Annotated in this window: 1 protein-coding gene; it reads right to left on the bottom strand. The window is 64.8% G+C overall.

Translation table 11 applies throughout. The features are described from left to right. Window positions 1-392: type IV pilus assembly protein FimV (locus AC1VNY_RS42885; protein ID WP_482409737.1), on the bottom strand; the 392-nt coding region annotated here is incomplete at both ends.

Raw genomic sequence — 392 nt, 5'->3', positions numbered from 1 at the left:
ATAACCGAGTGGATCGAGCAGTACGGTGAATTCGCGCACGATGCGGCCGTTGGGGCGTGCCACCTCCACCAGGAAATTCAGGTAGGGCTCCTGCACCGGTCGGCTCGAGGACACATGGATGCGATTGCCACCGCGCCACTGGAGCACCGGACTGAAACGCAGCTCGTTGAGGAACTGCAAGCGTTCCACCCCGGCCGCGGCGAAGACGTCGGCGCCCGCCAGGCGGACCTCGATCTCGTCCGCGCCGAGATCGCCGACGTCGAGCAGTTCGATATCCGCATCCAGCGGCTGGTTGAGCGCCGAATGCAGGGTGATGTCTCCCACTCCCAGGGCGCTCGCCTGCCCGGCCAACAGGCACGACCAGGCACACAACATGACACGCAAGGCTTTAC

It is taken from the genome of Bradyrhizobium ferriligni (assembly GCF_056837965.1).
Note: the sequence above shows the minus strand (reverse complement) of the source record. Positions and strands in the feature narration are given on the sequence as shown.